26 protein-coding genes are annotated in these 25,150 nt (G+C 71.6%); 13 read left to right on the forward strand and 13 right to left on the reverse strand.

Translation table 11 applies throughout. The features are described from left to right. The first annotated feature begins 84 nt into the window (after positions 1-84). The 3 genes from deoC to ACZ6A9_RS02190 are packed head-to-tail and all read left to right on the forward strand — an operon-like array spanning position 85 to position 3,363. Positions 85-1,038, forward strand: a complete 954-nt coding sequence (gene deoC / locus ACZ6A9_RS02180) for a deoxyribose-phosphate aldolase (protein WP_468977934.1) — start codon at positions 85-87, stop codon at positions 1,036-1,038. A gap of 5 nt (positions 1,039-1,043) precedes the next feature. Next, positions 1,044-2,480 (forward strand): aldehyde dehydrogenase family protein, encoded by a 1,437-nt coding sequence (locus tag ACZ6A9_RS02185; RefSeq protein ID WP_468976604.1) that lies wholly within the window; start codon positions 1,044-1,046, stop codon positions 2,478-2,480. Beyond that, positions 2,473-3,363 carry an aldehyde dehydrogenase family protein gene (locus tag ACZ6A9_RS02190; RefSeq protein ID WP_468976606.1) on the forward strand — a complete coding sequence of 297 codons (891 nt, stop codon included), beginning with the start codon at positions 2,473-2,475 and terminating at the stop codon, positions 3,361-3,363. The genes ACZ6A9_RS02185 and ACZ6A9_RS02190 overlap by 8 nt, the downstream gene beginning before the upstream one ends. 111 nt (positions 3,364-3,474) lie before the next feature. On the opposite strand, the gene ACZ6A9_RS02195 is transcribed toward ACZ6A9_RS02190, so the two are convergent. Next, positions 3,475-3,813, reverse strand: a complete 339-nt coding sequence (locus ACZ6A9_RS02195; protein WP_468976608.1) for a hypothetical protein — start codon at positions 3,811-3,813, stop codon at positions 3,475-3,477. Between the two features lie 59 nt (positions 3,814-3,872). Between ACZ6A9_RS02195 and ACZ6A9_RS02200 the strand changes: the two genes are divergently transcribed. Beyond that, entirely contained in the window at positions 3,873-4,583 is a 711-nt protein-coding gene (locus tag ACZ6A9_RS02200; protein WP_468976610.1) for a uridine kinase, read from the forward strand. Positions 4,584-4,843: 260 nt separating this feature from the next. On the opposite strand, the gene ACZ6A9_RS02205 is transcribed toward ACZ6A9_RS02200, so the two are convergent. Beyond that, positions 4,844-5,581, reverse strand: a complete 738-nt coding sequence (locus tag ACZ6A9_RS02205) for a SigE family RNA polymerase sigma factor (RefSeq protein ID WP_468976612.1) — start codon at positions 5,579-5,581, stop codon at positions 4,844-4,846. Positions 5,582-5,824: 243 nt separating this feature from the next. Here ACZ6A9_RS02205 and afsQ1 point away from each other — a divergent pair, with 243 nt between their 5' ends. From afsQ1 to ACZ6A9_RS02230, 5 genes are all read left to right on the forward strand, one after another. Further along, complete coding sequence (afsQ1, locus tag ACZ6A9_RS02210; protein WP_158075115.1) at positions 5,825-6,502, forward strand: two-component system response regulator AfsQ1; 678 nt, start codon at positions 5,825-5,827, stop codon at positions 6,500-6,502. Beyond that, positions 6,499-8,106: an ATP-binding protein gene (locus ACZ6A9_RS02215; protein ID WP_468976615.1), complete on the forward strand. Its 1,608-nt coding sequence runs from the start codon at positions 6,499-6,501 to the stop codon at positions 8,104-8,106. Before afsQ1 ends, ACZ6A9_RS02215 begins: the two co-directional genes overlap by 4 nt. Continuing rightward, positions 8,106-8,729 carry a hypothetical protein gene (locus ACZ6A9_RS02220; RefSeq protein ID WP_468976617.1) on the forward strand — a complete coding sequence of 208 codons (624 nt, stop codon included), beginning with the start codon at positions 8,106-8,108 and terminating at the stop codon, positions 8,727-8,729. Before ACZ6A9_RS02215 ends, ACZ6A9_RS02220 begins: the two co-directional genes overlap by 1 nt. 113 nt (positions 8,730-8,842) lie before the next feature. Further along, a complete protein-coding gene (locus ACZ6A9_RS02225; protein ID WP_468976619.1) occupies positions 8,843-9,427 on the forward strand; it encodes a VanZ family protein in 585 nt (194 codons plus the stop codon). A 58-nt stretch (positions 9,428-9,485) separates the two neighbouring features. After that, positions 9,486-9,689 (forward strand): PspC domain-containing protein, encoded by a 204-nt coding sequence (locus ACZ6A9_RS02230; RefSeq protein ID WP_468976621.1) that lies wholly within the window; start codon positions 9,486-9,488, stop codon positions 9,687-9,689. 82 nt (positions 9,690-9,771) lie between these two features. On the opposite strand, the gene ACZ6A9_RS02235 is transcribed toward ACZ6A9_RS02230, so the two are convergent. Further along, complete coding sequence (locus ACZ6A9_RS02235) at positions 9,772-10,119, reverse strand: ATP-binding protein (protein ID WP_468976625.1); 348 nt, start codon at positions 10,117-10,119, stop codon at positions 9,772-9,774. 139 nt (positions 10,120-10,258) lie between these two features. Then, positions 10,259-11,416, reverse strand: a complete 1,158-nt coding sequence (locus ACZ6A9_RS02240; protein WP_468976628.1) for an adenosine deaminase — start codon at positions 11,414-11,416, stop codon at positions 10,259-10,261. A gap of 112 nt (positions 11,417-11,528) precedes the next feature. Here ACZ6A9_RS02240 and ACZ6A9_RS02245 point away from each other — a divergent pair, with 112 nt between their 5' ends. Further along, the gene (locus ACZ6A9_RS02245; protein ID WP_468976632.1) at positions 11,529-12,290 is read left to right on the forward strand and encodes an alpha/beta hydrolase; all 762 of its coding nucleotides are present in this window, start codon (positions 11,529-11,531) and stop codon (positions 12,288-12,290) included. Between the two features lie 19 nt (positions 12,291-12,309). Here ACZ6A9_RS02245 and ACZ6A9_RS02250 read toward each other — a convergent pair whose 3' ends face one another. Then, positions 12,310-13,272, reverse strand: a complete 963-nt coding sequence (locus tag ACZ6A9_RS02250) for a LysR family transcriptional regulator (protein ID WP_468976638.1) — start codon at positions 13,270-13,272, stop codon at positions 12,310-12,312. A gap of 63 nt (positions 13,273-13,335) precedes the next feature. On the opposite strand from ACZ6A9_RS02250, the gene ACZ6A9_RS02255 reads away from it, so the two are divergent. Next, a complete protein-coding gene (locus ACZ6A9_RS02255) occupies positions 13,336-14,622 on the forward strand; it encodes an MFS transporter (protein ID WP_468976644.1) in 1,287 nt (428 codons plus the stop codon). A gap of 254 nt (positions 14,623-14,876) precedes the next feature. Next, entirely contained in the window at positions 14,877-15,893 is a 1,017-nt protein-coding gene (locus tag ACZ6A9_RS02260) for a sigma-70 family RNA polymerase sigma factor (protein WP_468976649.1), read from the forward strand. Here ACZ6A9_RS02260 and ACZ6A9_RS02265 read toward each other — a convergent pair. Continuing rightward, on the reverse strand, positions 15,777-16,172 hold the full coding sequence (locus ACZ6A9_RS02265) for an STAS domain-containing protein (protein ID WP_468976653.1): 396 nt from the start codon (positions 16,170-16,172) through the stop codon (positions 15,777-15,779). The two genes, ACZ6A9_RS02260 and ACZ6A9_RS02265, sit on opposite strands and share 117 nt — an antisense overlap. A 125-nt stretch (positions 16,173-16,297) precedes the next feature. Here ACZ6A9_RS02265 and ACZ6A9_RS02270 point away from each other — a divergent pair, with 125 nt between their 5' ends. After that, positions 16,298-17,218, forward strand: coding sequence for an AEC family transporter (locus ACZ6A9_RS02270; protein ID WP_468976657.1), 921 nt, complete (start codon positions 16,298-16,300; stop codon positions 17,216-17,218). A gap of 1 nt (position 17,219) precedes the next feature. Here ACZ6A9_RS02270 and ACZ6A9_RS02275 read toward each other — a convergent pair whose 3' ends face one another. The 7 genes from ACZ6A9_RS02275 to ACZ6A9_RS02305 all read right to left on the reverse strand — a co-directional run bounded on the left by ACZ6A9_RS02275 (position 17,220) and on the right by ACZ6A9_RS02305 (position 24,891). Then, entirely contained in the window at positions 17,220-17,804 is a 585-nt protein-coding gene (locus ACZ6A9_RS02275) for a Uma2 family endonuclease (RefSeq protein ID WP_468976661.1), read from the reverse strand. A 95-nt stretch (positions 17,805-17,899) separates the two neighbouring features. After that, positions 17,900-19,177 carry a thymidine phosphorylase gene (locus ACZ6A9_RS02280; protein ID WP_468977936.1) on the reverse strand — a complete coding sequence of 426 codons (1,278 nt, stop codon included), beginning with the start codon at positions 19,175-19,177 and terminating at the stop codon, positions 17,900-17,902. 98 nt (positions 19,178-19,275) lie between these two features. Then, positions 19,276-19,674: a cytidine deaminase gene (locus tag ACZ6A9_RS02285; protein WP_189558278.1), complete on the reverse strand. Its 399-nt coding sequence runs from the start codon at positions 19,672-19,674 to the stop codon at positions 19,276-19,278. Then, a complete protein-coding gene (locus ACZ6A9_RS02290) occupies positions 19,671-20,945 on the reverse strand; it encodes an ABC transporter permease (RefSeq protein ID WP_468976667.1) in 1,275 nt (424 codons plus the stop codon). Before ACZ6A9_RS02290 ends, ACZ6A9_RS02285 begins: the two co-directional genes overlap by 4 nt. Further along, on the reverse strand, positions 20,942-22,063 hold the full coding sequence (locus ACZ6A9_RS02295; protein WP_468976671.1) for an ABC transporter permease: 1,122 nt from the start codon (positions 22,061-22,063) through the stop codon (positions 20,942-20,944). The genes ACZ6A9_RS02290 and ACZ6A9_RS02295 overlap by 4 nt, the downstream gene beginning before the upstream one ends. Next, on the reverse strand, positions 22,063-23,640 hold the full coding sequence (locus ACZ6A9_RS02300; RefSeq protein WP_468976675.1) for an ABC transporter ATP-binding protein: 1,578 nt from the start codon (positions 23,638-23,640) through the stop codon (positions 22,063-22,065). Before ACZ6A9_RS02300 ends, ACZ6A9_RS02295 begins: the two co-directional genes overlap by 1 nt. 198 nt (positions 23,641-23,838) lie before the next feature. Next, complete coding sequence (locus ACZ6A9_RS02305) at positions 23,839-24,891, reverse strand: BMP family lipoprotein (protein WP_468976677.1); 1,053 nt, start codon at positions 24,889-24,891, stop codon at positions 23,839-23,841. Positions 24,892-25,150: the final 259 nt, after the last annotated feature.

Below are 25,150 nucleotides of genomic sequence, written 5' to 3' on the forward strand. Positions count from 1 at the left end.
CGCCCCGCACGCGGCGGATGCCGTAGGGAACGACCAGGAGGGCTGTACAGCCGCTACGCGCGTAGATATGCTCATCTGGTGACCATGCCCACCACTGCACCACACGCTCTCAGCGACGTCACCGCGTCCGACGGCACGCTGCGCCACTTCCTCCACGGGCTGCCCGGCGTCGACGCGGTCGGCCTGGAGGCGCGGGCCGCCTCCCTCGGTACCCGCTCGATCAAGACGACCGCGAAGGCGTACGCCATCGACCTCGCCATCTCGATGGTCGACCTGACGACGCTGGAAGGCGCGGACACCCCCGGCAAGGTCCGGGCGCTCGGCGCGAAGGCGGTCCGCCCCGACCCGACCGACCGCACCACGCCCGCCACGGCCGCGGTCTGTGTCTACCCCGACATGGTGGCCACGGCGAAGGAGGCCGTCGCCGGCTCCACCGTCAAGGTCGCCTCCGTCGCCACCGCCTTCCCGGCCGGCCGCGCCCCGATCTCCGTGAAGCTGGCGGACGTCCGCGAGGCCATCGCCGCCGGTGCGGACGAGATCGACATGGTCATCGACCGCGGGGCGTTCCTCGCGGGGAACTACCTGAAGGTGTACGACGAGATCACCGCCGTGAAGGAGGCCTGCGGGACGAGCGCCCGCCTGAAGGTCATCTTCGAGACGGGCGAGCTGTCGACGTACGACAACATCCGCCGGGCGAGCTGGCTCGGCATGCTGGCCGGGGCCGACTTCATCAAGACCTCCACGGGCAAGGTCGCCGTCAACGCGACCCCCGCGAACACCCTCCTCATGCTGGAGGCGGTCCGCGACTTCCGCGACCGGACCGGCGTCCAGATCGGCGTGAAGCCGGCCGGCGGCATCCGCACGACGAAGGACGCCATCAAGTTCCTGGTCCTGGTCAACGAGACCGCGGGCGAGGACTGGCTGGACAACCACTGGTTCCGCTTCGGCGCCTCCTCGCTGCTGAACGACCTGCTGATGCAGCGCCAGAAGCTGGCCACAGGCCGTTACTCCGGCCCCGACTACGTGACGGTGGACTGATCACCATGGCACCTGTTTTCGACTACGCGCCGGCGCCCGAGTCCCGCTCGGTCGTCGACATCGCCCCGTCGTACGGCCTGTTCATCGACGGCGAGTTCGCCGAGGCCTCCGACGGCAAGGTCTTCAAGACCGTCTCCCCGTCCACCGAGGAGGTCCTCTCCGAGGTCGCCGAGGCCGGGGAGGCGGACGTCGACCGCGCCGTGCGGGCCGCCCGCAAGGCCTTCGAGACGTGGTCGGCGCTCCCCGGCTCCGAGCGCGCCAAGTACCTCTTCCGCATCGCCCGGATCATCCAGGAGCGCAGCCGCGAGCTCGCCGTCCTGGAGACCCTCGACAACGGCAAGCCGATCCGGGAGACCCGCGACGCGGACCTCCCCCTGGTCGCCGCGCACTTCTTCTACTACGCGGGCTGGGCCGACAAGCTCGGCCACGCCGGCTACGGCGCCGACCCGCGCCCCCTCGGTGTGGCCGGCCAGGTCATCCCCTGGAACTTCCCCCTCCTCATGCTGGCGTGGAAGATCGCCCCGGCCCTCGCGACCGGCAACACGGTCGTCCTGAAGCCGGCCGAGACGACCCCCCTGTCCGCCCTCTTCTTCGCGGACATCTGCCGTCAGGCGGGCCTGCCCAAGGGCGTCGTCAACATCCTCACCGGCGACGGCCGCGCCGGCGCCGCGCTGATCGCCCACCCCGACGTGAACAAGGTCGCCTTCACCGGTTCGACCGCCGTCGGCAAGGAGATCGCGCGCACGGTCGCGGGCACCCGCAAGAAGCTGACGCTCGAACTGGGCGGCAAGGGCGCGAACATCGTCTTCGACGACGCCCCCATCGACCAGGCCGTCGAGGGCATCGTCAACGGCATCTTCTTCAACCAGGGCCAGGTCTGCTGCGCGGGCAGCCGACTCCTGGTCCAGGAGTCGATCCACGACGAGCTCCTCGACTCCCTCAAGCGCCGCCTGTCCACGCTCCGCCTCGGCGACCCGCTGGACAAGAACACCGACATCGGCGCGATCAACTCCGCCGAGCAGCTGGCCCGGATCACCGCGCTGGCCGAGCAGGGCGAGGCGGAGGGCGCCGAGCGCTGGTCCCCGGCCTGCGAGCTCCCGGAGAACGGCTACTGGTTCGCCCCGACGCTGTTCACGGGGGTCACCCAGGCGCACACGGTCGCCCGCGACGAGATCTTCGGCCCGGTGCTGTCCGTGCTGACCTTCCGCACGCCGGACGAGGCGGTCGCCAAGGCCAACAACACGCCGTACGGCCTGTCGGCGGGCATCTGGACGGAGAAGGGCTCGCGCATCCTGGCGGTCGCGAACAAGCTCCGTGCGGGCGTCGTTTGGTCCAACACGTTCAACAAGTTCGACCCGACCTCGCCGTTCGGCGGTTACAAGGAGTCGGGCTTCGGCCGCGAGGGCGGCCGCCACGGCCTGGAGGCGTACCTCGATGTCTGACGCACGACTTTCCGTACTGAAGACCTACAAGCTGTACGTCGGCGGGAAGTTCCCGCGTTCCGAGAGCGGCCGGGTGTACGAGGTGACGGACTCGAAGGGCAACTGGCTGGCCAACACCCCGCTCTCCTCCCGCAAGGACGCCCGTGACGCGGTGGTCGCCGCGCGCAAGGCGTTCGGCGGCTGGTCCGGCGCGACGGCGTACAACCGCGGCCAGATCCTCTACCGCGTCGCGGAGATGCTGGAGGGCCGCAGGGGCCAGTATGTCCGTGAGGTCGCCGCCGCGGAGGGCCTGTCGAAGTCGAAGGCCGCCGAGCAGGTGGACGCGGCGATCGACCGCTGGGTCTGGTACGCGGGCTGGACCGACAAGATCGCCCAGGTGGTCGGCGGCGGAAACCCGGTCGCGGGCCCGTTCTTCAACCTGTCGTCCCCCGAACCGACGGGCGTGGTCGCCGTCCTGGCTCCCCAGGAGTCGTCCTTCCTCGGCCTGGTCTCGGTGATCGCCCCGGTCGTCGCCACCGGCAACACGGCGGTGGTGATCGCGAGCGAGAAGTCCCCGCTCCCGGCCCTCTCCCTCGGCGAGGTGCTCGCCACCTCCGACCTCCCCGGCGGTGTGGTCAACATCCTCTCCGGCCGCACCGCGGAGATCGCCGCCCCGCTCGCCGCCCACCAGGACGTCAACGCGATCGACCTGGCGGGCGCCGACGAGGTGCTGGCGAAGGAGCTGGAGATCGCGGCCGCGGATAACCTCAAGCGCGTCCTGCGTCCACAGCCTGTGGACGACTGGTCGGCGACTCCCGGCACGGACCGCATGACGGCGTTCCTGGAGACCAAGACCGTCTGGCACCCGACGGGTTCCCTCGGCGCGTCGGGCTCCGCCTACTGAGCCACCACCCCACCCCCCACAACCGGAGCGCCGTGCCCTCCCCCGTCCGGGAGGGCACGGCGCTCCGCCGCCAGGGACGGGCACGGCGCTCCGCCGCCAGGGCCCCGGCGTTCACCTGCGCAGCAGGTCCGTGACCTGTCCGACCCCCGGGATGCTGCCGACCGACTCCGCCTGGGCGACCGGCCCCGTCACCTCGCGGGAGTCCACCGCCCGGAAGTCGGCGACCTGGGTGCCGACGCCGTTGTCGAGCGGGTCCACGCCCGTGCCGGCCAGCGGGTTGGGCTTGAGGTCGGCGACCGTGCCCACGACCTGTCCCGCGTCGTCGAGGACCGCCTCGGAGTCCGCGGCCGCCGCCGCCGTCGCGCCGATGCCGAGCGCCACGCCCGCGGTGGCGAGGACCGCCAGGGCGCGTCGGGCGGTCGGCGTCTTGGGTGCCTTGTGTCGGGCCATCGCTGGGCCACCTCATGCCTTCACTGGGTGATCGGTTCACCGCGCAGCGTAGTGGGCATGTGACGCGCGCTTCAAAGCCGCACCTCGGGGTCGTACGCCACCCCGGCGATGCCTCACACTGGTGTCCCGTGAGTTCCCAGTCGCCCATATCCGCGCGAGTCGTGCTGCTCTGCGGCCCCTCCGGCTCCGGCAAGTCCCTCCTCGCGGCCCGCTCCGGCCTTCCGGTGCTGCGGCTCGACGACTTCTACAAGGAGGGCGACGATCCGTCCCTCCCGCTGGTGGCGGGGTCCTCGGACATCGACTGGGACCATCCCGGCTCCTGGGACGCGGACGCCGCCGTCGCCGCGATCGACCGGCTGTGCCGCACCGGCCGCACACCGGTCCCCCTCTACGACATCGCGCTGAGCGCCCGTACCGGCGCGGGGAGCGTCGACATCGGCGGGGCCCCGCTGTTCATCGCGGAGGGCATCTTCGCCGCGGAGATCGTCGCCCGCTGCGGTGAGCTGGGCCTGCTGGCCGACGCGCTGTGCCTGAGCCGGGGTCCGGTGCGGACGTTCCGGCGGCGTTTCCGGCGGGACCTCAGTGAGGGCCGCAAGTCGGTGCCGTTCCTGCTGCGCCGCGGCTGGCGGCTGATGCGTCTGGAACGGTCGATCATCGCCCACCAGACGGCGCTGGGCGCGTACGCCTGCGACCGGGACGAGGCGCTGGCCCGTCTCACGGCCGCGGAGTTCGCGCTGCGTCCGAGGACGGGGACCGGCACGCCTGCCTGAGGCGCGGCCGCGGCAGAAGCCGGCCGCGGCAGAACCGGGCACGTACGAAAGGCGGGACTGGGTGGGCCCCCCGGCCCTCCAGTCCCGCTGTTTCGCACTCCCCCCGTGCTTCCCCCGTTGTTCCCCCGTGCTTCCCCCGTGTTTCCCCCCTCTGTCCCGGATCCCTCGTGCTTCCCCCCGGATCCGGGAGGTACCCCCGTACCCCTCGCGCTCCCCCTCCTGGTCCCCCGCGGATCCCCCGATCCCCGGGCCCCCGGCCTTCAGGCGACGAGCTCCCCGAAGGCGTTCTCCTCGTCACGGCCGAAGCTGAGGACCTCGTCCTCGCGCAGCCGGCGGAGCGACCGCCAGATGCTCGACTTCACCGTGCCGACACTGATGCCGAGGATGTCGGCGATCTCCGGGTCCGTGCGGCCCTCGTAGTAGCGCAGGACCAGCATCGTGCGCTGGAGCTCGGGCAGCCGGGCCAGCGCCTGCCACAGGACCGCGCGCAGCTCGGTGCCGCGCATCGCGTCCGTGTCGCCGGCCGTCTCCGGCAGTTCCTCGGTCGGGTACTCGTTCAGCTTGCGGCGGCGCCACGCGCTGATGTGCAGGTTGGTCATGGTGCGGCGGAGATATCCGCCGACCGCCGCCTTGTCGCTGATCCGGTCCCACGCCCGGTAGGTCGAGAACAGTGCGCTCTGCAGCAGGTCCTCGGCCTCGAAGCGGTCACCGGTCAGGTGGTAGGCGGTGGCGTACAGGGAGGCGCGGCGCTCCTGCACGTAGGCGGTGAACTCCGCCTCCGACAGCGAGCGGCGCTCCCCCGAGCCCTCCCCGTACGCGCTTCCCCCGTTGTTCTCCCCCGTGGGCGCGTCAACCACCGTCATGATCGTGGTGTGCTGACGCCCGGCGCCGCGGGCGCACCCCCGCATGCCCGCGGCACCGGACTTCTCGGAACCCCGGTGCACGTCGTGCAGACGCGTGACAACTGCGCTGGAGCTGGTGCCGTGCAGCGTGTTCATCTCGCGCCCCCCGTCGTGGACTTCCGGTGTTTCGCCCTGCCGTTGTGCTTGTGCCGAAAAGCTTGCCCGGGGACCTTCATGGCCGTGTCTGCCGACTGTCACAGACGTGTCACAGGGGCGGTCACCTCCGGCCCACACTTCCTTCACCGGGTGTCCGCGCACGTAGCGGCACGTATGGGGGCCCAATGGGCATCTGTCGCCCACGGGTCGAACAGGGAGCCCTCCATGGGCCAGAATGACTCCGTGCCTTCCCTGTTGCTGATCGAGGACGACGACGCCATCCGCACGGCCCTGGAGCTCTCACTGACGCGCCAGGGTCACCGGGTGGCGACCGCTGCCAGTGGTGAGGACGGTCTGAAGCTGTTGCGCGAGCAGCGGCCGGATCTGATCGTGCTGGACGTGATGCTGCCCGGCATCGACGGCTTCGAGGTGTGCCGTCGCATCCGGCGCACGGACCAGTTGCCGATCATCCTGCTGACCGCGCGCAACGACGACATCGACGTGGTGGTCGGGCTGGAGTCCGGCGCCGACGACTACGTCGTCAAACCGGTGCAGGGACGGGTGCTGGACGCCCGGATCCGGGCGGTGCTCCGGCGCGGGGAGCGGGAGTCCACCGACTCGGCGACCTTCGGCAGCCTGGTCATCGACCGTTCGGCGATGACGGTGACGAAGAACGGCGAGGACCTCCAGCTGACGCCGACCGAGCTGCGGCTGCTGCTGGAGCTGAGCCGGCGGCCGGGGCAGGCACTGTCCCGGCAGCAGTTGCTGCGGCTGGTGTGGGAGCACGACTACCTGGGCGACTCCCGCCTGGTGGACGCGTGCGTCCAGCGGCTGCGTGCCAAGGTCGAGGACGTGCCGTCGTCCCCGACCCTGATCCGCACCGTGCGCGGTGTCGGCTACCGGCTGGACCCGCCTCAGTGACGCACGAGCACCGAGGAGGGGGCCGCGGCTGGTCCGCGGCGCGCAAGGGAGTCTGGTCACGGCTGCGGTTCACCAGCCTGCGGCTTCGGCTGGTGGTGGTGTTCGGGCTGGTCGCACTGACCGCGGCGGTGTCCGCGTCCGGGATCGCCTACTGGCTGAACCGCGAGTCCGTGCTGACCCGCACGCAGGACGCGGTGCTGCGCGACTTCGAGCGGGAGATGCAGAACCGGGCGGGCGCGCTGCCCGAGCACCCGACGCAGGACGAACTGCAGCGCGCGGCGGGGCAGATGGCGAACAGCAGTCAGCGGTTCACCGTGCTGCTGGTCGCGACGGATCCCGACGGGCGGACCGTGTACGGCAGTTCGGGCGGGCTGAACGGCTTCTCGCTGCAGGACGTACCGGTGTCGCTCCGGGACGCGGTGGCCGAGCGGCAGAAGATCACGTCGGCCAACAAGTACGCGCACCACATGTACTGGCTGCGGACGGTGGACGAGGACACGCCGTACCTGGTGGCGGGGACGCGGGTGATCGGCGGCGGGCCGACCGGTTACATGCTCAAATCGCTGGAACCGGAGGCCAAGGACCTCAACTCGCTGGCCTGGTCGCTGGGGATCGCGACCGCGCTCGCGCTGATAGGTTCCGCGCTGCTCGCGCACGCCGCCGCGACGACCGTGCTGAAGCCGGTACAGCGGCTGGGCGTTGCCGCGCGGCGGCTCGGCGAGGGGAAGCTGGACACCCGGCTGAGGGTGTCCGGTACGGACGAACTGGCCGATCTGTCGCACACGTTCAACAAGGCGGCCGAGGCGCTGGAGAAGCGGGTGGCCGACATGGCGGCCCGGGACGAGGCGTCGCGCCGTTTCGTGGCGGACATGAGCCACGAGCTGCGGACACCGCTGACCGCGATCACGGCGGTGACGGAGGTCCTGGAGGAGGAGCTCGAGTTCGAGGGCGGCGGCATCGACCCGATGATCGAGCCCGCGGTGCGGCTCGTGGTGAGCGAGACGCGGCGGCTGAACGACCTGGTGGAGAACCTGATGGAGGTGACCCGCTTCGACGCGGGTACCGCCCGCCTGGTCCTCGACGACGTCGACGTCGCCGACCAGATCACCGCCTGCATCGACGCGCGTGCCTGGCTGGACGCGGTCGACCTGGACGCCGAGCGGGGCATCCACGCGCGGATCGACCCGCGCCGGCTGGACGTGATCCTGGCCAACCTCGTCGGCAACGCGCTCAAGCACGGCGGTTCGCCGGTGCGGGTGGCGGTGCGGGAGGACCCCGGGGCGGACGACGAGGCCGCCGGGGACGGCGGAACGGTGGTCATCGAGGTGCGCGACCACGGGCCGGGCATCCCTGAGGAGGTCCTGCCGCACGTCTTCGACCGCTTCTACAAGGCCAGCGCCTCCCGGCCGCGTTCGGAGGGCAGCGGTCTGGGGCTGTCCATCGCGCTGGAGAACGCGCACATCCACGGCGGCGAGATCACCGCGGCCAACTCTCCCGAGGGCGGTGCCGTGTTCACACTGCGGCTGCCCCGGGACGTGTCCGCGCGCAGTGCCGAGGAGAAGACCGGTGACGCCGGGGCCGAAGGCGCCGAGGGGGACGCCTGATGAACGGACGACGTGGGGCCGCGCGCGCGGCGCGGGGTCTGCTGGCGCTGGGGGCGCTCGGCACACTGCTGGCCGGGTGCGGGATCCGGGCCACGGAGGTGCCGACCGACTTCGGCCCGGCGCCCTCGCGGGTACGCTGCTCGCTGGCCGAGCCGGAGGTGTCGACGCAGGCCGGGCGGGAGCTGCCCCTACGGGTGTTCCTGTTGTGCGGATCGTCGCTGGTGGCCGTGGACCGGACGGTCCGGGTGCCGGACGGGGCCGCGGACACGCGGCGGGTGCGGGTGGCGCAGGGACTGCTGGACGAGGTGTCGAAACAGCCGTCGGGCGCCGAGCGGGAGGCCGGGTACACCACCCGGGTGCGGTCGGGGACGGCGGTGGCCGGTCCGCGGCCCGGCGACCCGGAGGACACCCTGCGGCTGAGCGTCGCGCCGGGGAGCCTGTCGCCCACCGGGCTGGCGCAGGTCGTGTGCACCTTCTCCGACTCGGCGGCGGCCGAGGGCGACGGCTCGGTGATCCTGGGCGGCCCGGACGAGGGCCCGCCGCGCCGTTACCGGTGCACGGACGAGGTCCGTTCGCATCCGGGCGACGAGGAGCCCCCCTCCACGGAAGCCACCGGAAGCTGACCCGGGGCGTGCACCCGGTCCCGGCCGTCGTGCGGCGGCTGTGGTGCGCGCCTCATGTGGGGAACGGGTGACATGCCGGAACCGATCGTGCCGGACGCCGCGTCTAGGGCTTCGTGCAGCGTCAAGGCTTCATCGGCGGCACCGCCGCATCCCGTGTCCGTGTGTCAGGAGGGCTCCTCCTGGCCGCGCATCTCGCGTTCGTCGCCTGGTACACGCTGCGCCCGCTGGACGTTCCCTGGGTGATGCCCGCCAATCTCCGGCCGTTCGACGGTATCCGCGGCGACTTCGCGCTGGGGTGGACGACGGGGCTGCGCCGGACCGCGGAGGCGATGGCGCTGCTGGCGCCGCTCGGCGTGCTGCTGCCGATGGCCGGGGGCCGGCTGGCGGTGTCCCGGCTGGGTTCGCTGATCCGCACCATGACCGCGACCGCCCTGGTCTCGCTGGCCGTCGAGTTGCTGCAGACGGTGGTGCCGGGCCAGGTGGTGGACGTCGACTCGCTGCTGCTGAACACGGCCGGCGCGGCGCTCGCGCACGCGGCCGTGGTGCCCGCGGGCCGCGCCTGGCTGCGGCGCCGGGCCGCGCTCCGGCCCGGCGCCGCGGCCCTCCTCCCGGAGGAGCCGGCTCAGGGGCGGACCCCGACGATTCCCAGGGTCGGCATCGCTCCGTGGAGCGACGCGTTTCCTCCGTCGTCTCCGTAACGTGGAGGGCACAGAGGCAGCCGGCAAGGAAGCCTCCCCGCTGACGAAGGAGCCCGTGATGAGCCGCCCCGCCCGCCCCACCAACGACCGGATGATCGGCGGAGTGTGCGCCGCGCTGGCCCGCCGCTTCGGCACCTCCACGACCACGATGCGGGTGATCTTCCTGGCGTCGTGTCTGCTTCCGGGACCGCAGTTCCTGCTCTACATCGCGCTGTGGATCCTGTTGCCCTCGGAGGACAAGGCCACCCGCACGGCGTGGTGACACCCCGCGGCCTTCCGCTGGAGAACACGCCGATGGGGCGCACCCGGATCCGGGTGCGCCCCATCGGCCGTTTCCGCGAGGATCAGCCGCCGAGCGGGATCCCGTTGACGTTGAGGCCCTGGGTGGGCACCTGGCCCGCCGGCAGACCGCCGAGGAGACCGGCGCCCGGAACGCCGGGTCCCGCCTTCTCGGCCACCGGCTGTACGGCCGCCATGCCGGCGCCGGTCAGGCCCTGGCCCTTCGCCAGCGCGTCGGACGAGCCCGGCACCGCGCCGGCGACCCGCTCCGCCGGGACGGCCTGCGTGACGGTGTCCAGCGCCTGGGCGGCGTCCGGGACGGCCGGGGCCGCGTTGGCGGCGCCTGCCCCGGCGGCGGCGAAGGCGGCACCGAGAGCGGCGACACCGAGGGTCTTGGCAGCAGACTGCTTCATGTAAATGCGTCCTCGAAATGGGATACGGGGATGTGAGCGGTGCTGCGACCGTAAACACACGGCACCGCTCGCCGCAAACATCGAAATGCGGACGAATGGTGGACGTCGCTCGTGTTCACGTTCCCCGAGAACGCTTCCGTCAGCCGTCCGACTCCACAGAACCGCTGGTGGACGAGGTCTGCCGGAACAGCCATTCGGATTTCAGCTCGGCATATCCGGGCTTGATGACGTCATTGATCATGGCCAGTCGTTCATCGAAAGGAATGAACGCTGATTTCATCGCATTGACGGAGAACCACTGCATGTCGTCGAGCGTGTAACCGAAAGCGTCGACCAGGTGCTCGAATTCCCGGCTCATACTGGTGTGGGACATGAGCCGGTTGTCGGTGTTCACGGTGGCCCGGAAGTGCAGCCGGCGCAGCAGACCGATGGGGTGCTCGGCGTAGGAGGCGGCCGCACCGGTCTGGAGGTTGGAGCTGGGGCACAGCTCCAGCGGGATGCGCTTGTCCCGCACGTAGGCGGCGAGCCGGCCCAGCTCGACGGTGCCGTCGTCGCGGACGTGGATGTCGTCGATGATGCGCACCCCGTGCCCGAGCCGGTCGGCGCCGCACCACTGCAGCGCCTGCCAGATGGACGGCAGGCCGAACGCCTCGCCGGCGTGGATGGTGAAGTGGTTGTTCTCCCGCTTCAGGTACTCGAAGGCGTCCAGGTGCCGGGTGGGCGGGTAGCCGGCCTCGGCGCCCGCGATGTCGAAGCCGACGACACCGCGGTCCCGGTAGCGGTTGGCGAGCTCGGCGATCTCCAGGGCGCGGGCGGCGTGCCGCATCGCGGTGAGCAGGGCGCCGACGCGGATGCGCCGGCCGTTCTCCCTCGCGCGACGCTCCCCCTGCCGGAAGCCCTCGTCGACCGCCTCGACGACCTCCTCGAGGGTGAGCCCGCCCTGCAGGTGCTGCTCGGGCGCGTAGCGCACCTCGGCGTAGACGACACCGTCCTCGGCGAGGTCCTCAGCGCACTCGGCGGCGACCCGCACGAGCGCGTCACGACTCTGCATCACGCCGACGGTGTGCGAGAAGGTCTCCAGGTACCGCTCCAGGGAGCCCGAGTCGGCGGCCTGGTGGAACCAGAGGGACAGCTTGTCGGGATCGGTTGCCGGGAGGTCGTCGTATCCGGCCTCCCGGGCCAGGTCGACGACGGTGCCGGGGCGCAGGCCGCCGTCGAGGTGGTCGTGCAGCAGAACCTTGGGCGCCCGGCGGATCTGGTCCGTCGTCGGGGTGTTCGCGATGGTCTGGCTGGTCATGGCCGCACCCTAACTCCTACGCGCGTAGATCACCGGTGGACGCGTGCGTCGATACGTAACGGTGACCGCACGGACGGGTCGAGTACACCACCGCTTCTGAGAATGTTCTGTCATGGCACAGCAAGCGACGCCGGTCCGCACGGCCCGGCTGGGGCGGGCGCTCGGCCCGGAGCCGACGGCGGTGAGCGGGGTGGTGCTGCTGCTCCCCGGCGGCGAGGAGGTCTCCGGCCGCAGACCCTCGTCCCTGAGGGCGGCCGCGTCCGTACGGGGTCTCGGGCGCCGTCTCTCCCGCGCGGGACGTGACCGGAGCCTCGCCACCCATGTCGTGCACTACCGCTATCGGGGCTGGAACGGCAGCGAGGCGCATCTCGCGCACGACGCCGGCTGGGCCGCCGACGAGGCCGTCCGGCGCTACGGGGACGTCCCCGTCTGCCTGGCCGGTCTCGGGATGGGCGGCAGGGCCGCACTCCGCGCCGGAGGACACGAGGCCGTCAACTCCGTGCTGGCGCTGGCTCCCTGGCTGCCGGAGGAGGACGTCGCGGCACCACCCGAACCGGTGAAACAGCTCGCCGGCCGGCGCGTGCTGATCGTGCACGGCACCAACGACGCGCGGACCGACCCCGAGTTGTCGTTCCGGCTGGCGGCGCGGGCGAAGAAGGCGAACCGGGAGGTGTGCCGGTTCGAGGTCCACGCGGACGGGCACGGGCTGAGCCAGTACCGGGACGAAGTGCTGGCGCTGGCCGAGGACTTCGTGATGGGGGCACTGTTCGGGCAGGCGTTCTCGCGGCCCGTGCGGGACGCCTTGGCGGCGCCTCCGCCGTTGGGGCTGCGGATGCCGCTCGCCGCGGGGTTCGGGACGTCGTTACGGCGTTGACAGCCGCGCCGGGCTCGCCTCAGTCCGGCAGCAGGGTGCCCCGCTTGGAGAGCAGGAACTTCTTGAACGCCGCCACCGGGGGCGTGTCCGGGTGGCCGGCCAGCCAGGCCACGCCGATCTCCCTGGCCGCCCTGGGGGCGGTGACCGTCAGCTCCACGACTCCGGGGCGGGGGAAGGGAGGCGGAGGGAGGAGGGCCACGCCCAGCCCCGCCGCCACCAGACCGCGCAGGGTCTCGGCCTCCTCCCCCTCGAAGGCGACACGGGGCTTGAAGCCGGCCTGGGCACAGAGGTCGTCGGTGATGCGGCGCAGCCCGTAACCGGGTTCCAGGGTCACGAAGTTCTCCTCGGCGGCCTCGGCCAGGCGGATGCGGCGACGCCCGGCGAGGCGGTGGTCGGCGGGGACGACCAGGCGCAGCTTCTGCTCGTCGAGGCGGCGGGCGACGAGGTCGGGGGCGTCGGGCACCGGGGAGGTCAGACACAGGTCGAGGTCGCCCGCGCGCAGGCCCTCCAGCATGGCCTCGCCGTAGTTCTGGACGAGGCTGAAGCGGATGCGCGGATGGTCGGCGCGGAAGGCGTGCAGCAGGCCGGGCACCGTCTCGGCGCCCATCGTGTGCAGGAACCCGAAGGCGACCTTGCCGGTGGCGGGGTCGGCGTCGGCGCGCACGTCCTCGGCGGCCCGCTCGATCTCGGCGAGGGCGCGCTCGACCGAGGTGAGGAACGTGCGGCCGGCGGGGGTCAGGGAGACGGTGCGGCCGTGGCGGGCGAACAGGTCCACGCCCAGGTCCCCTTCGAGGCGGACCATGGCCCGGGACAGCGTCGACTGCGGCACCTGCATCTCCTGGGCGGCGCGGGTGACGTGCTCGGTGCGGGCCACACCGGCGAAATAGGCGAGGCGCGGGGCGAGCAGCCTCGCCATGCCTTCCGTGTCTTGTGTGTCACCGGCTTGTGACAGCCGACCCTGTGACCTCTGCTGATGCACCATGGGAACGATTATGACGATTCCGTGCATTGGACGGATGAGCGGGGACGTCCGTAGCTTCGGGGCATGACTCCCGCCAGTACCGGGGCGTCCACCAGCGTGGGCGCCGTCGCAGCCGTTTCCTCCGCCGCCCCGCCTCCCGTCTCCGCGTCCCGGATGTCTCCGGGCGGGCCCGGTTACCGCCGGATGAGTCTCGCCCTGTTCCTCGCGGGTGTCGCGACCTTCGCGCTGCTCTACTCCACCCAGGCGCTGCTGCCGCTGATCTCCGGCGACTTCGCGGTGAGCGCGGGCGACGCGAGCTGGACGGTGTCCGCGGCGACGGGCGGTCTGGCGCTGTTCGTGCTGCCGATGAGCGCGCTGTCGGAGCGGTTCGGACGGCGTACGGTCATGACGGTCTCGCTGGCCGTCGCGGTGACGGTGGGACTGCTGGTGCCGTTCGCCCCGTCACTGGGCGCGCTGGTGGCGCTGCGGGCGCTGCAGGGCGCGGCCCTGGCCGGGCTGCCCGCGTCGGCGACCGCGTATCTGGCGGAGGAGGTCACGCCGAAGGCGCTGGTGACGGCGATCGGGCTGTTCGTGGCCGGGAACAGCGTCGGCGGGATGAGCGGCCGGGTGATCACCGGCTGGGTGGCGCAGGAGTGGGGGTGGCGGGTCGCCGTCGGGGTGATCGGGCTGGTCGCGGTGGCCTGCGCGGTGGCGTTCCGGCTGCTGCTGCCGGCGCCGCGGCACTTCCGGCCGGGCTCGCTGCGGCCGCGTGTGCTGGCGGGCACGGTCCGCCGCCATCTGGCCAACCCGCTGCTGCGGCGGCTGTTCGCGATCGGCGCGCTGTTCATGACGGTGTTCGGGGGTGTGTACACGGTCATCGGGTACCGGCTGACGGAGGCGCCGTTCTCGTTGCCGCAGGGCGTGGTCGGGTCGGTCTTCCTGGTGTACCTGGTGGGCACGGTGTCCGCATCGGCCGCCGGGCGGCTGGTGGGGCGGCTGGGCCGCCGGGGCGCGCTGTACGCGGGCGGCGGGACCACGGCGGTGGGTCTCGTGCTGTCGCTGGCGGGATCGCTGCCGGTGGTGCTGCTGGGGCTGGTGCTGATCACGGCGGGTTTCTTCGCGGGGCACGCGGTGGCGTCGTCGGCGGTGGGGAAGACGGCGGACCAGGGGCGTGCGCAGGCGGCGGCGCTGTACCAGTCCGCGTACTACGTCGGGTCGAGTGCGGGGAGCACGGTGGGGGCGCTGGCGTTCCACGCGGGGGGCTGGGCCGGGACGGTCGGGGTGGGGCTGGTGGCCGTGACCGGAGTCGCGGCGATCACCCTGGCCGGGACGCGGGCGGCGGCGCGGGCGGCCGTGGTCCGGCCGGCCTGACGTTCCCGCCCCCGCCGCCCCTGCCCGTCCCCGGTGGCTTCGCCCCCGGACTCCCCTCCGGCCTGAACGGGCCTCGTCCTCGAACGCCGGACGGGCCGGCTTCCACCCCCTCCGCGAGGGCTGCCGGCCGCTGGGACGGTGGTCCCGGCCTGCGCTTTCGTCCTGTCGGCGGGCCGTTGTCAGTGGGCTGCGGTAGCTTCCGGAGGAGTGGGTGCGACAGCGCTCCACTGGACGCCACATGGGGTGGGTGGACGATGACGAACGGCACGGCGACGACGACCGACCTGGACACCACGCTGGAGCAGTACCGGGTCGAACTGACCGGTTACTGCTACCGGATGCTCGGCTCGTCCTTCGAGGCGGAGGACGCGGTGCAGGACACCATGATCCGCGCCTGGCGCAGCTACGACTCGTTCGAAGGTCGCTCCAGCCTCCGCTCCTGGCTCTACCGCATCGCGACCAACGTGTGCCTGGACATGCTGACGGCGGGCAGCAAGCGGGCCCGCCCGATGGACCTGACGGAGTCCACCCCGCTGGCGCAGGCCGCGCTGGCCCCCCGCCCGGACAGCACCTGGCTGGAACCGATGCCCGACTCCCGGGTGCTGCCCACGCCCGCCGACCCGGCGGAGGCGGCCGTCGCCAAGGAGTCCGTGCGGCTCGCCTTCATGGCCGCGCTCCAGCAGCTTCCGGCCCGACAGCGGGCGGTGCTGATCCTGCGCGAGGTACTGGCGTGGAAGGCGAGCGAGGTCGCCGAGCTGCTGGGCACCTCGGTCGCCTCGGTCAACAGCGCGCTGCAGCGGGCCCGGGCCACGCTCGCGGAGCGGCGGCAGCCGGGCGCCGAGGCGTCGGTGTCCGACCGGCTGGACGAGGAGCAGCAGAAGCTGCTCGAGCGTTACGTGGCGGCGTTCGAGGGCTACGACATGTCGGCACTGACCGCGCTGCTGCACGAGGACGCCGTCATGACGATGCCGCCGTTCGACCTGTGGCTGACCGGGGCCGACGACATAACGGGCTTCATGACGACGCTGGGCGCCCCGTGCGCGGGTTCCCGGCTGGTTCCGGTGGAGGTCAACGGCCTGCCCGGGTTCGCGCAGTACAAGCCCGATCCGGAGGCCGGCGGTTTCACGTCGTGGGCGGTCCAGGTGCTGGAGATCTCAGACGGCCGGATCACCGGTTTCCACTGCTTCCTGGACACCAAGCGGTGGTTCCCGCTGTTCGGGCTGCCCCTCCACCTCGAAGCGGAGGCCGACGAGGTCGAGCAGGGCGCTTAGCGCCCGGGAGGGATCGCGCAGGCGTATGCGGCCTCCGGTGCGGCGGGCGGTGAGCTGCAGCCGTGCGAGGAGTTCGACTGCGGCGAGACCGGGCGGGCCCAGGCCGCCGACGTCGCACACCACCACTCCGGCGCCCGAGCCGCCGCCGCTGTCCAGCAGTGCCCGCAGGGCGTCGCACGGCCCGCTCACCCCGTCCCGGGTGAGGGGGCCGCTGAGCACGAGCACGGGCGGTGTCATGGCGTCCACGACCGGTAGACCGGCCGGGGCCCCGCAACTCATCGCGCGGGGACGCCGCGAGGATCACATTGACCCGGACGCGGCCTCCCCCGGAGGGTTGGCTGTATGCCCCACAGATCCTCGCCGCCCCCGGTGTCCGGTGCCCTTCGCCGCCGCGAGGAGCCGACGTGCAGGGCGTGCTGAGCGGGTTCCTCGTGATCGCCGTCGTCATCGGCGTCGGCTATGTCATAGGCCGCCGGGGGTATCTCGGCGCGCAGGGCCGTGACGTCCTGACGAAGCTGGCGTTCCACGTGGCGTCCCCGGCACTGCTGTTCACCACGCTGGCCCGGGCCGACCTGTCCGTGGTCTTCTCCGCCCGGCTGCTGGTCACCGCGCTGAGCACGGCGGCGGTGGCGGGCGCCTTCGTCGCGGTGGCCGTCGTACGCGGCTGGGGCGTGGGCCGTACCACCATCGGCGCGCTGTGCGCCAGCTACGTCAACGCCGGCAACCTGGGCATCCCGATCGCGGTGTACGTCCTCGGGGACGCCTCGCTCGTGGCTCCGGTACTGCTGTTCCAGCTCATCGGAGTCACCCCGGTCGCGCTGACGATCCTGGACCTGTCGGGGGCGGGCGGGAAGCAGCCGCTGTGGCGGCGTCTGCTGACGCCGTTGCGCAATCCGATCGCGCTGGGGTCGCTGGCGGGGGTGGCGGTCTCGGCGGTGGGGGTCGGGATACCCGGGCCGGTTTGGGACCCGGTGACCCTGATCGGCAACATGGCGGTACCCGCCGTGCTGCTCGCCTTCGGCATCTCGCTGCGGGGCAGCCGGCTGCCGCTGCGGGGCGGTGACCGGGGCGCCGTTCTCCTCGCCGTGGGGCTCAAGGCGGTGGGCCAGCCGCTCGTCGCCTGGGCACTGGCCGCGGGTGTCTTCGGTCTGCGCGGTGCCCACCTGCTCGACGTGGTGGTGACGGCGGCCCTCCCGGCCGCCCAGAACCTCTTCACCTACGCGAGCAGCTACCGCGTGGGCGAGACCCTGGCCAGGGAGGCGATCCTGGTGTCGACGGTGCTGTCGGTGCCGGTCCTGGTGGTGGTGGCGGCGCTGCTGGGGTGAGTCAGGTCTCCGGGAACTCCGCGGTGTCGATCACGAGGTCGAAGGGTGCGGGGAGCTTGAGCGGCTCGCCGAACTTCGCGGTGCTCAGGGGGCGGTAGACGTCGCCCTTCGGGTCGCCGTAGAGCGTCGCGGTCGGCCCGTCGGCGGCCCAGCGGTCGACGAGGAGGTACAGCGGGATGCCGGCGGTGGCGTAGGCGGCGAGCTTGCCGACGCGGTCGTCGCGGGCGTTGGACTTCGAGGTGACCTCGACGACCAGCTCGGCGAGGGCGGCGGGGATGTGGGTGTCCGACTCGGTGTGGTCCCGCACTGGGGCAACCACGAGGTCCGGGATGAGCATGCCCAGACGCGACGGCACAGCGATGGCCAAGGTCTGGAAGATCTCCCAGTCCTCGGGGACCACGGAATAGAGGCGACGCTGGATGCGGGCCGCGATCACATTGTGGCGGTAAGCGGGAGCGGGTGACACGGTGACGATCCCCTCAATGATCTCCACCTTGCTGCCCTCGGGCCATTCCATCTCCTCCCAGAACCGGACGAGGTCGTCCCAGCTCTGTTCGGGGTCCTGGCTCACGGTGAGTGCGCTCATGGCGGTCTCCTATCGGTGCGTCACCGAGTCCAGCATGCCGAACGGGACCGGTGGGGGTCCACCGGTCCCGTTCACCCGAAAGGGGAAACCGCTGGTCAGGCAATACGCTCCAGCACGACCGGCGTGGCGGTGAAGTCCGTGCCGGGGGCCTCGATGCCGTAGGAGCCCCGCACCGCCTGGAGGGCGTAGTCGAAGCGCTCCGGGGTGTCGGTGTGGAGGGTCAGCAGGGGCTGGCCCTCGGTCACGGTGTCGCCGGGCCGGGCGTGGAGTTCGACGCCGGCGCCCGCCTGGACCGGGTCCTCCTTGCGGGCCCGGCCCGCGCCGAGGCGCCAGGCGGCGACGCCGATGCCGTAGGCGTCGAGCCGGGTGAGGACACCGGAGGACGGGGCCTTGATCACGTGCTGCTCGCGGGCCACCGGCAGCTCCGCGTCCGGGTCGCCGCCCTGGGCCGCGATCATGCGGCGCCACACGTCCATCGCGGAGCCGTCGGCGAGGGCCTTCGCCGGGTCGGCGTCCTTCAGGCCGGCCGCGTCGAGCATCTCGCGGGCCAGGGCGAGGGTGAGTTCGACGACGTCCGCCGGGCCGCCGCCGGCCAGCACCTCCACCGACTCGCGGACCTCGAGCGCGTTGCCCGCGGTCAGGCCGAGCGGGGTGGACATGTCGGTGAGCAGGGCGACCGTCCTCACGCCCGAGTCGGTGCCCAGGCCGACCATGGTGCGGGCCAGCTCGCGGGCGTCCTCGATCGTCTTCATGAAGGCGCCGGTGCCGACCTTCACGTCCAGGACCAGGGAGCCGGTGCCCTCGGCGATCTTCTTCGACATGATCGAGGAGGCGATCAGCGGGATCGCCTCGACGGTGCCGGTGACGTCGCGCAGCGCGTAGAGCTTCTTGTCGGCGGGGGCCAGGCCGTCGCCGGCCGCGCAGATCACGGCGCCGGTGCCGTCCAGCACCGACAGCATCTCCTCGTTGGACAGCAGGGCGCGCCAGCCGGGGATGGACTCCAGCTTGTCGAGGGTGCCGCCGGTGTGGCCGAGGCCGCGGCCGGAGAGCTGCGGGACGGCCGCGCCGCAGGCGGCGACGAGGGGGGCCAGCGGAAGGGTGATCTTGTCGCCGACGCCGCCGGTGGAGTGCTTGTCGGCGGTGGGGCGGGACAGGGACGAGAAGTCCATGCGCTCGCCGGAGGCGATCATCGCGGCCGTCCAGCGGGCGATCTCGCCGCGGTTCATGCCGTTGAGGAGGATCGCCATGGCGAGCGCCGACATCTGCTCGTCGGCCACCTCCCCGCGGGTGTACGCGTCGATCACCCAGTCGATCTGCTCGTCGCTGAGTTCACCGCGGTCCCGCTTGGTGCGGATGACGGAGATGGCGTCCATGGCCATGGCTGGCGTTCCTTCCGGAGGTGCGAAGGGCGCGGCCCCTCCGGCCGGCGTGCCGACGGTGTCGGCAGTCGCCCGGAGGGGCCGCACGGGCATTACTTGGTGAGGTGCTGCGGGCCGAAGGCCTGGGGCAGCATCTCCGACAGCGGCACGATCCCCGCCGGGGTCTCCAGCAGCAGTGCCGGGCCGCCGAACTCGTACAGCAGCTGGCGGCAGCGGCCGCAGGGGACGAGGATCTGGCCGTCGCCGTCCACGCAGGTGAAGTGCGTGAGCCGGCCGCCCCCGGTGCGGTGCAGTTCGGAGACCATGCCGCACTCGGCGCACAGGCCGAGACCGTACGAGGCGTTCTCCACGTTGCAGCCGGAGACCGTGCGTCCGTCGTCGACCAGGGCCGCGACGCCGACCCGGTAGCCCGAGTAGGGGGCGTAGGCGTGGGACATGGCGTCCCGTGCCACGGCGCGCAGCGCCTCCCAGTCGACGCCGGCCGCGGTCACTTGCCCTGTCCCTTCCGGTACGGCATGCCGTTGGCCCTGGGCATGCGCAGCCGCTGGGCGGAGAGGGCGAGCACGACGAGGGTGATGACGTACGGCGTGGCGGCGACGACCTGGTTGGGGACCTCGTTGGTGCCGGCGTACCAGGCGAAGACGAGGCCGCCGATGACCAGGGTGATGGCCGCGTGGACGTACTTCTTGCGGATGACGAGCCAGATGGCGCCGATGAGCAGCAGCAGCGCGCCGAGCAGCAGCAGGGCGTGCACGTTGGCGGAGCCGCCGCGCAGGTTGAGGCTGTCGGTGTAGCCGAAGAGGCCGGCGCCGATGGCGAGGCCGCCCGGCATCCAGTTGCCGAAGATCATGGCGGCGAGGCCGATGAAGCCGCGGCCGCTGACCTGGCCCTCCAGGTAGAAGGGGTTGGCGACGATGGAGAGGAAGACACCGCCGAGGCCGGCGAGGGCGCCGGAGATGACGACGGCGATGTACTTGTACTTGTAGACGTTGACGCCGAGGGACTCGGCGGCGACCGGGTTCTCGCCGCAGGAGCGCAGCCGGAGGCCGAAGGCGGTGCGCCACAGGATCCACCAGGTGGCGGGGATGAGCGCGACGGCGATCAGGGTGAGCCAGGAGACGCTGGTGACCAGTCCGCCGAGCAGGCCGGCGACGTCGGAGACGAAGAACCAGCCCTTGGCGTTGAGATCGCTGAGGGCGTCGGAGAGTCCGGGCACGGTGAAGTGGCCGAGGGACTCGACCGCCGGGGACTGCTTGGCGGAGCCGCCCTGGTGGCCCTCGAAGGCCAGCGGGGCGAGGTAGCGGGTGGCGCCGAGGGCGAGGATGTTGATGGCCACACCGGAGACGATGTGGTTGACGTTGAAGGTGACGGTGACGATCGCGTGCAGCAGGCCGCCGAGCGCGCCGCCGATGAGGCCGACGAGGATGCCGGTCCACGGGCCCCACTGGAACCCGGCCCAGGCACCGAACCAGGTGCCCATGATCATCATGCCTTCGAGGCCGATGTTGACGACGCCCGCACGCTCGGCCCACAGACCGCCGAGGCCGGCGAGTCCGATCGGGACGGCGAGCTGGAGGGCGGTGGACATCTGGCTGACGTTGGTGATGCCGTCGGCGCCGGTGATGAGGCGGACGATCGAGACCAGCGCGAGTCCGCCGGCGACGACCAGGGCGAGGACGGGCCACGACATGCGGCGGCCGGTCGGCGGTGCGTGCTCGAGCGACGGCTGGTTGACGTCGGTCGCTGTGGTCGGAGCGGTCATCGGCCGGCCACCTCCTTCGTGGTGTTGTTGGCGCCGAGGACGTGCCCGGCGGCGAGCTCGGCGCCGACCCGGCGCTGCTGGCGGCGCAGGCCCCACTCGCGGACGGCCTCGTAGGAGACGACGACCGAGAGGACGATCAGGCCCTGCATGATGACCGCGATCTCCTTGTCGTAGCCGTGGAAGTCCAGCTCGGGCGAGGCCTTGTCGAGCCAGGCCCACAGCAGGGCGGCGAAGGCGATGCCGACGGGGCTGTTGCGGCCGAGGAGGGCGATGCCGATGCCGAGGAAGCCGATGCCGGTGGGGAAGTTCAGGTTGTAGGTGTGGGAGTCGCCGAGGAGGATCGGCAGGCCCGCGAGACCGGCGATGGCGCCGGAGAGCAGCATGGCGGTGAGCACCATGCGCTTGGGGTCGACACCGCTGGCGGAGGCGGCGGACTCGGAGGCGCCGGAGGCGCGCAGGTCGAAGCCGAAGCGGGTGCGGTTGAGGACGACCCAGTACCCGATGCCGAGCAGGACGGCGAGGACGACCAGGCCGTAGATCTCGCCGGCGTCCCCCATGTCGATGCCGGGGATCCAGCCGGACTCGTTCATCTCGCCGGTGGTGTTGTTGTTGCCGACCTTGACGCCGAAGACGGTGGGCAGCCACAGGTAGCCGATGACGGAGGTCGCGATCGCGTTGAGCATGATCGTCGCGACGACCTCGCTGACGCCCCGGGTGACCTTGAGGACACCGGCGATGCCGGCCCAGAAGGCGCCGGTGAGCACGGCGGTGAGGAGCAGCAGCGGGACCTGGAGGGCGGACGGCAGGGCGGCGTGGGCGCCGACGATGGCGGCCATCATGGCGCCGAGCTGGTACTGGCCGTCGACGCCGATGTTGAACAGGTTCATGCGGAAGCCGATGGCGACCGCGAGGGCGGCGATGTAGTACATCGACGCCTGGTTGATGATCAGGACCTGGATGTCCGAGAAACCGGCCTGCTCGAACATCAGGGCGAACGGTTCGACCGGGTTCTTGCCGGAGGCGAGCAGCACGATCGCGCTGAGCACGAAGGCCACGGCCAGCGCGATGACCGGCCCGGCCACCGCGAGGAGCACACGCTCCTTGTCGAACTTCTTCATCAGCGGGCCTCGTCTTCCGGAGACTCGGCCGACGTGGACAGGTCGGCCGGGGTCTCGGGGGTCTCGTCGTGTTCGAGGTGGCCCTCGGCGGCGCCGGTCATGGCGGTGCCGAGTTCCTCCGGGGTGATGGTGGCGGGGTCGGCGTCCGCGACCAGCCTGCCGTCGTAGATCACCCGGAGGGTGTCGGACAGACCGATGAGCTCGTCCAGGTCGGCGGAGATCAGCAGCACGGCCAGGCCCTCGCGGCGGGCCTCGCGGATGTGGTCCCAGATGGCGGCCTGCGCGCCGACGTCCACACCGCGGGTGGGGTGGGCGGCGATCAGGAAGCGCGGCTTGTGGCTCATCTCGCGCCCGACGATCAGTTTCTGCTGGTTGCCGCCGGACAGGGAGGCCGCGGTGACGTCGATGCCGGGGGTGCGGACGTCGTACGTCTGGACGATGCGGCGGGTGTCCTCCTGGGCGGCCTTCGGGTCCAGCCAGACGCCTTTCGCGTTGGGCTTCTCGGTGACGTGGCCGAGGATGCGGTTCTCCCAGAGGGGGGCCTCCAGGAGCAGACCGTGGCGGTGGCGGTCCTCGGGGATGTAGCCGATGCCCTGCTCGCGGCGCTTGCGGGTGGGCCAGGCGGTGATCTCCTCGTCGGCCAGCCGGATGACGCCGGAGTCGGCGTGGCGCAGGCCGATGAGGGCGTCGACCAGTTCGGTCTGGCCGTTGCCCTCGACGCCCGCGATGCCGAGGACCTCGCCCTCGTGGATGGTGAAGGTGATGTCGTCGAGGAGGGCCTTGCCGCCTGGGGCGGTCAGGCGCAGCTTGTCGACGGTGATGACGGGGCGGTCGGTGACCGTGGACTCGGCGGTCTCCGGTGTCGGCAGCTCGCTGCCCACCATCAGCTCGGCGAGCTGGCGCGGGGTGGTCTCGGCGGGGACGGCGGTGCCGACCGTGGTGCCGCGGCGGATGACGGTGATGTCGTCGGCGACGGAGAGGACCTCGCCCAGCTTGTGGGAGATGAAGATGACCGACAGGCCCTCGGCCTTGAGCTCGCGCAGGTTGTCGAAGAGCGCGTCGACCTCCTGCGGGACGAGGACGGCGGTGGGCTCGTCGAGGATCAGGGTGGTGGCGCCGCGGTAGAGGACCTTGAGGATCTCCACGCGCTGGCGGGCGGCGACGCCGAGTTCCTCCATCAGCAGGTCGGGGCGGACGTCGAGACCGTAGCGCTCGGAGAGCTCCTTGATCTTGCGGCGGGCCTTGCCGCCGATGCCGTGGAGCTTCTCGCTGCCGAGGACGACGTTCTCGAGGACGGTGAGGTTGTCGGCGAGCATGAAGTGCTGGTGCACCATGCCGATGCCGCGGGCGATGGCATCGGCGGGCGAGGAGAAGCTCACCTGTTCGCCGTGGACCGTGATGGTGCCCTCGTCCGGCTTCTGCATGCCGTAGAGGATCTTCATCAGGGTCGACTTGCCGGCGCCGTTCTCACCGACGAGGGCGTGGACGGTGCCCTTGCGGACGGTGAGGTGGATGTCGTGGTTGGCGACGACACCGGGGAAGCGCTTGGTGATTCCGGCGAGCTCCACGGCGGTCACCGAATCGTTGACCGCCGCTCCGGCCGGAGGGCTGCTGGACGCGTTGATGACGCACACTCCTGGGGACGGGGGCCGTCTACGCGCGTAGCGCCCCTACGGCATACAAAGGGGTGGCGCCCTCGAACGACGGGGTACGAAGAGCCTGGCTCCTCGTACCCCGTCGAGTGGTCGCGACCCCGCGGTGGTTCAGGGGGGTGATCAGCTCGACTTGACCTTGATCTCGCCGCTGATGATCTTCTCCTTGGCCGTCTCGATGGCTTCCTGGAGCTCGGCGTCGTCCGCGAACTTCGGGTTGGAGTTCGACAGGCTCACCTCACCCGTCTTCAGATCGCCCTTGACGATACCGGTCGCGGGCTTGCCGTCCTCGACCGACTTCGCCAGGTTGTACACCGCCTTGGCGACGTCCTTCATCGCCGAGGTCAGGATCGAGTCCTTGTACTTGCCGAGGGCTTCCTGCTTGTACTGGTCGGAGTCGACACCGATCGCCCACACCTTGTTCGCGGCGGCGGCCTCGATGACACCCTGACCGGACAGACCGGCGGCCGCGTAGACGACGTCGGCCTTCTTCTCGATCTGGCCCTCGGCGGCGGACTTGCCCTTGTCCGGGCTGGAGAAGCCGCCCTCCTCCGCGGTCTGCGTCAGGAACTGCGAGAGGACCTTGACCTTGGGGTTGGTGTCCTTGACGCCCTGCTCGAAGCCGGCCCGGAACTTGTGGATCAGCGGGATGTCCACACCGCCCACGAAGCCGACCACGTTCGTCTTGGTGCTCTCGGCGGCGGCGACACCGGCCAGGTATGAGGCCTGCTCCTCGGAGAAGACCAGGTCGGCCACGTTGTCGGCCTCGACCGTGGCGTCGTCGACGATGCCGAAGGTGGTGTCCGGGTACTTCTCGGCGGCGCCCTTCACGGCGGAGGCGTAGGCGTAGCCGACACCGATGACCGGGTTGTAGCCCTGCTTGGCCAGGGAGGCCAGGCGCTGCTCCTTGTCGGCGTCCGTCTCACCGTCGGTGGGCTCGACGTCGGCCGTCTCGTACTTGAACTCGTTCTTCGCCAGCTCCAGGCCCGCGTAGGCGGCGTCGTTGAAGGACTGGTCACCCTTGCCGCCGACGTCGTAGGCGATGGCGAGACCCTTGTCACCCTTCGACTCCGAGGAGGAGTCGGAGGAGGTGGAGGTGCCGCCGCAGGCGGAGAGGGCGAGGGCCAGGGAGGCGGTCGCTGCGCCTGCGACCGTGATCCGGGAAATCCGGCGCATGTGTGGTGCTCCTAGTCGTACAAAGCGCCGGGACGGTTCAGCTACGGCGCTGGCTTTGCCGCAGATTAACGCGCGTAGACCTGCCTGAAAACCCCTTCTGTCCACCTTGTTATCCGCCCGTGCCCAACCCGGCCCCGAGCCGTGGTCAGGGCCTTGCCTATCGCGAACGGAGGGTGGCGGTGGGTGAGCGGGGGCGGGAACCGCGAAGCGGGCGGGCGCCGGGGCGCCCGCCCGCTTCGCGGGGATGGTCCGTGTCGCG

This window comes from Streptomyces sp. NPDC041124 (assembly GCF_055592385.1).